Annotated in this window: 4 protein-coding genes; all 4 read right to left on the bottom strand. The window is 33.5% G+C overall.

All coding sequences use genetic code 11. The annotated features are described in order from the left end of the window. Window positions 1-179 precede the first annotated feature (179 nt). The 4 genes from PW5551_RS01200 to PW5551_RS01185 are packed head-to-tail and all read right to left on the bottom strand — an operon-like array spanning window position 180 to window position 3557. Complete coding sequence (locus PW5551_RS01200; RefSeq protein WP_113073738.1) at window positions 180-1325, bottom strand: FAD-binding oxidoreductase; 1146 nt, start codon at window positions 1323-1325, stop codon at window positions 180-182. A gap of 22 nt (window positions 1326-1347) precedes the next feature. Continuing rightward, the gene (locus tag PW5551_RS01195; protein WP_113073736.1) at window positions 1348-1620 is read right to left on the bottom strand and encodes a (2Fe-2S)-binding protein; all 273 of its coding nucleotides are present in this window, start codon (window positions 1618-1620) and stop codon (window positions 1348-1350) included. Continuing rightward, entirely contained in the window at window positions 1613-3256 is a 1644-nt protein-coding gene (locus PW5551_RS01190) for an FAD-dependent oxidoreductase (protein ID WP_113073734.1), read from the bottom strand. The genes PW5551_RS01195 and PW5551_RS01190 overlap by 8 nt, the downstream gene beginning before the upstream one ends. Further along, window positions 3249-3557, bottom strand: coding sequence for a (2Fe-2S)-binding protein (locus PW5551_RS01185; protein ID WP_113073732.1), 309 nt, complete (start codon window positions 3555-3557; stop codon window positions 3249-3251). Before PW5551_RS01185 ends, PW5551_RS01190 begins: the two co-directional genes overlap by 8 nt. Window positions 3558-4070 lie beyond the last annotated feature (513 nt).

Below are 4070 nucleotides of genomic sequence, written 5' to 3'. Positions count from 1 at the left end.
CGAATTAATGAATTGTTCGAATATAACTCAATTGTTTTTTCCCTTTTTATGCCTATTTTATTGTTTTTTGAAAGTATGGGCATTGTTTAATTTGTCTGTTTTTAACAATCTTTTTCCTTTTTACCCCTTGACTTTTTACCAATTAGCTTATATGAATTTTTGGAATTGAATATATTTTCTTAGACTACAGAAGGTTCTGCGATTATTTCTCCTCGTTCAAATCTTCCGATATCTAACACAACGTCATAAGTTAACTCGCTTTCAGTAACTATATCAGCCATAAGCACACCTAAAGCTGGTGCGAGCATGAAACCATGTCCACTAAATCCACACGCAACATAAAAATCTTCCATTTGATCTATTTTTGATACTATTGGTTGTTTATCGGGAGACATGTTGTATAACCCTGCCCACTGTCTTATTATTCGTATATTTTTTAGTGGCGGTAGTAAAAAAGTTGCTTTTTTTGACATGATTTCAAGAAACTCCCAACTACTATCCATGTTATAACTTGGAGGTTCCCCCTCAGGACCATATCCCATAATAAAACTACCTTCAGGGGTTTGCTGACAATATATATTGTAGGAAAAAGACATGAGCATGGGATCTAAAATTTTCTTTACAGTTTCTGTAACTAGTATTTCATGTCTTTCTGAAAAAATGGGCAAATCGATTCCTACCATCTTTGCTATTTCCTGTGTCCAGCCTCCAGCTGCTACTATTACCTTTTGAGTTTCAATAAAGCCTTTATTTGTTTGAACTCCTAATATTTTATTATTTCTTGTTTTTATATCTATTACTTCTGTAAATTTGTTAATTTCAACCCCTAATTGTTGAGAAGCTTCTGCATATCCAAAGGTAACTTGAAACGGGTTGGCATGCCCATCCTTCGGACAAAAAGCAGCACCTACTAGATTTTCTATATTTAAATCGGGTACCATTTCTTTTGCTTGTTGAGGAGTTAACAATACAGAAGGAATGTTTAAAGAATGCTGGACCTCTAGATTTTTTTTAAATTGTTCTAATTCTTTAGCTGAATAAGCCAATAACAGATAACCTTTTTGTTTTAATTCTATATCTCTTTTTATCTGAAGAATATCTTTAAAATTCTCAAAAACCTTCATACTTTCTTTCGCTAAAAGACAATTTTGTTTTGTACCCCATTGCTGCCTAACTCCTGCTCCACAACGTCCTGTGGCACCACTTCCAAGATATGATTTTTCAATTAAGACTATATCTTTAATCCCCCTTTTAGCAAGATTATAAGCAATTGATAATCCAACAACTCCGCCGCCTATAATTACAAAGTTAGCCTTATTTTTCATTTATTATTTTTACCTCTCTTTTCTATAATCTATCTGTCAATATTTCTTCAAATTTTACTCCTCCGTAGGGAGGTCTAATATTTTGTAAATCAATTTCTTCCATGGGCTTATTGGTCATTTTTGAAATTTCTTTGGCAATTAATAAGCCGCATGTTTTACCCTGACAAGGACCCATACCAGCTCTAGTAATCCTTTTTATTTCCTCTACCGTTGTGTATCCTTTATTAATGAGCTCCCTAATCTCTTTTAGAGTAATATCTTCACATCTACATATAATTATATTTTCTTCACACATAAATTGAATCCTCCACAATGAAATTTCTAGCTTCGTTATGTAATCCTTTCGGCACTTCTATGCTAACTGCTGCAGTTTTATCTTGAAATTTACCATCTAGAATACTTATTACTTTTCCATCACATATGTATTTCCCTTCTCTGTCTAGAACTTTCACCGTTTGCCCTTTTATAGGTCTTGGAAGAAATTCGTATGGCATTGTGACTAAAGAAGTACTTTCAGAATAGTTTTTATGAATTACAAACATTGCTAGCCCCGGGCATTTACTGACACAAACTCTACAACCAGTGCATTTTTCAAAATCAACGTAGGGAACGTTGTTTATATTATCTCTTTCTGATATGGCATTGAATGTGCAACTTTTTACACAAGGATCACAAGGAAATCTTTGAAAACATTCCGATATAGCTATGGGACCTTTATCAAAAATCTTTTCGTCTTTTGGAAGTTTACTTTCTAAGTTTTCTTTAGAAGGTATTCCAGTTTTCATTAGATATGAGATGTTTAATTCTTCTTTTGACAATGAGATATCATAATTTTTTCCATGATTTAAACCAATTTTTGCTAGTCCTTTTCTCACTTTTTCTCCCACAGGTCCAGATCTTAATAAAATCAATTCATCTTTTGCCTCTTTAATTTTTTCTTCAATCTCTTCTGTTTTATTGTTCTGAATTCTTTTAGCTACTGTTAATCCAGATAACTGCCCTTCTATCATAGCAGCAGTTGCCTCTTCTATACCTGAAGCATCTCCAACAACAAACAATCCTTTTACTGAAGTTTCCATATTCTCATCCCTTAAAGGGACGTAACCACCAAGTTCGGGAACATAAGTCGTTTTGACATGTCGTTGCTTTAAAAGATCGATCAATGGCGTAAGCCCTACTGACAAACATATTGAGTCGCATTCTATATATTTTTCACTATTTTCAACCTCTTTCCAATTTTCATCTAACTCGCAAATTATGGCTCCTTCCACTTTTTCTTTTCCTACAGCTTTTTTTATTGTATGTGAGGTTAGTATAGGGATTCCAAGTCTTCTTAGTTTTGAAGCGTGTACTGAATAGCCTCCTATCCTTGGTGCAGCCTCTAAAATTGCAGAAACCTTTACTCCAGCTTGAAGAAGTTGATAAGATACTATTAATCCAATATTACCAGATCCTATCATTAGGACATTTTTTGCTGGTAATACTCCATACACGTTCATTAATGTTTGAACTGCACCAGCTCCAAATATTCCTGGTAAATCGTTATTTTCAAAAAGCAGAAACTTTTCAGATGCCCCTGTTGCAAAAATTATAGCTTTTGGAGAAAACTTTTTCATCTTATTATCAGATAATATTGTTGTTATATTATCTTCATATATTCCTAAAACTCTTGAAGATAGTAAAAGATCTATATTTTTGCTGGATTTAATTTCATTTATAAGTTTATTCAATATATTTATACCTCTTGTTCCAGCATATTCTTTTTCTGATCCAAAAAAGCGATGTGTTTGCTTAATCAATTGACCACCTAAAAAATCTCTTTCTTCAGCTAATGTTACTTTAATCCCATATTTTGCAGCCGCTAAAGCTGCTGATAACCCTGCAGGACCCCCACCAACAACTAATAAATCAATTTTATTTATATTATTCATCGACTATCTCCCCTGTATTTTGCATTTCTATTTTCATTCCTTCTTTTAATGGGGTTATGCACGTTCTAACATTAGGCACTCCATCAACTTTCATTAAACACGAAGAACAGTGGCCAATCGCACAAAATATACCTCTTGACCTTTTTAGTTTTCTGCTTTCACTAAATTTATATATCCCCGATGCATATAAAGATGCTGCAATACTTTCACTTTCAAAGCCTTCTAACTCTTTTCCATTAAAATAGAACTTAACTTTCTTGCCTTTGTTAAAATCTAGAATTGGGTGTGTTTGTATCCTCAAACCTCTCTCTCCCCTCAAATAAAGTTGCTTATTAAAGTAAATCTTTTTTCATCTTCTAATTTAATTTAAACACAATTTGACAAATTTATAAAAGTCGATTATAGGTGATTATGAAAAATATTTCATGATTATAGGTAAATAGAGGCAAATATTGAATTTTTTTTCAATTTTGCAAAAATTTATAAAAATCATTTATCATATTATTCAAATTGACTTTTATTCCCCTTTTTGAAGGGTTAATATAATAGAATTCCCCTCTTGAGAGGGGTGTCAGACTGAAAGTCTGACAGGGTGTGGTCACAGACGGGGTAGTTGCTTTTAATTTACCTTCACAGAAGCAGAATTTCAGGGTGTGGTACATATAATTTGCTAAAAGCAAATTAAAGAGAGACTACCCCGTCTGCAGCATAAAACGCTGCATCCACCCCTTCAAGGAAGGGGAATTGAACCGACTACCCCCGTCTGCAGCCATAAAACGCCTGCATCCAACCCCTTCGAGGAAGGGGAATAAAA

Source organism: Petrotoga sp. 9PW.55.5.1 (genome assembly GCF_003265365.1).
GTDB lineage: Bacteria > Thermotogota > Thermotogae > Petrotogales > Petrotogaceae > Petrotoga.
This window is presented reverse-complemented; position numbering and strand designations above follow the sequence as displayed.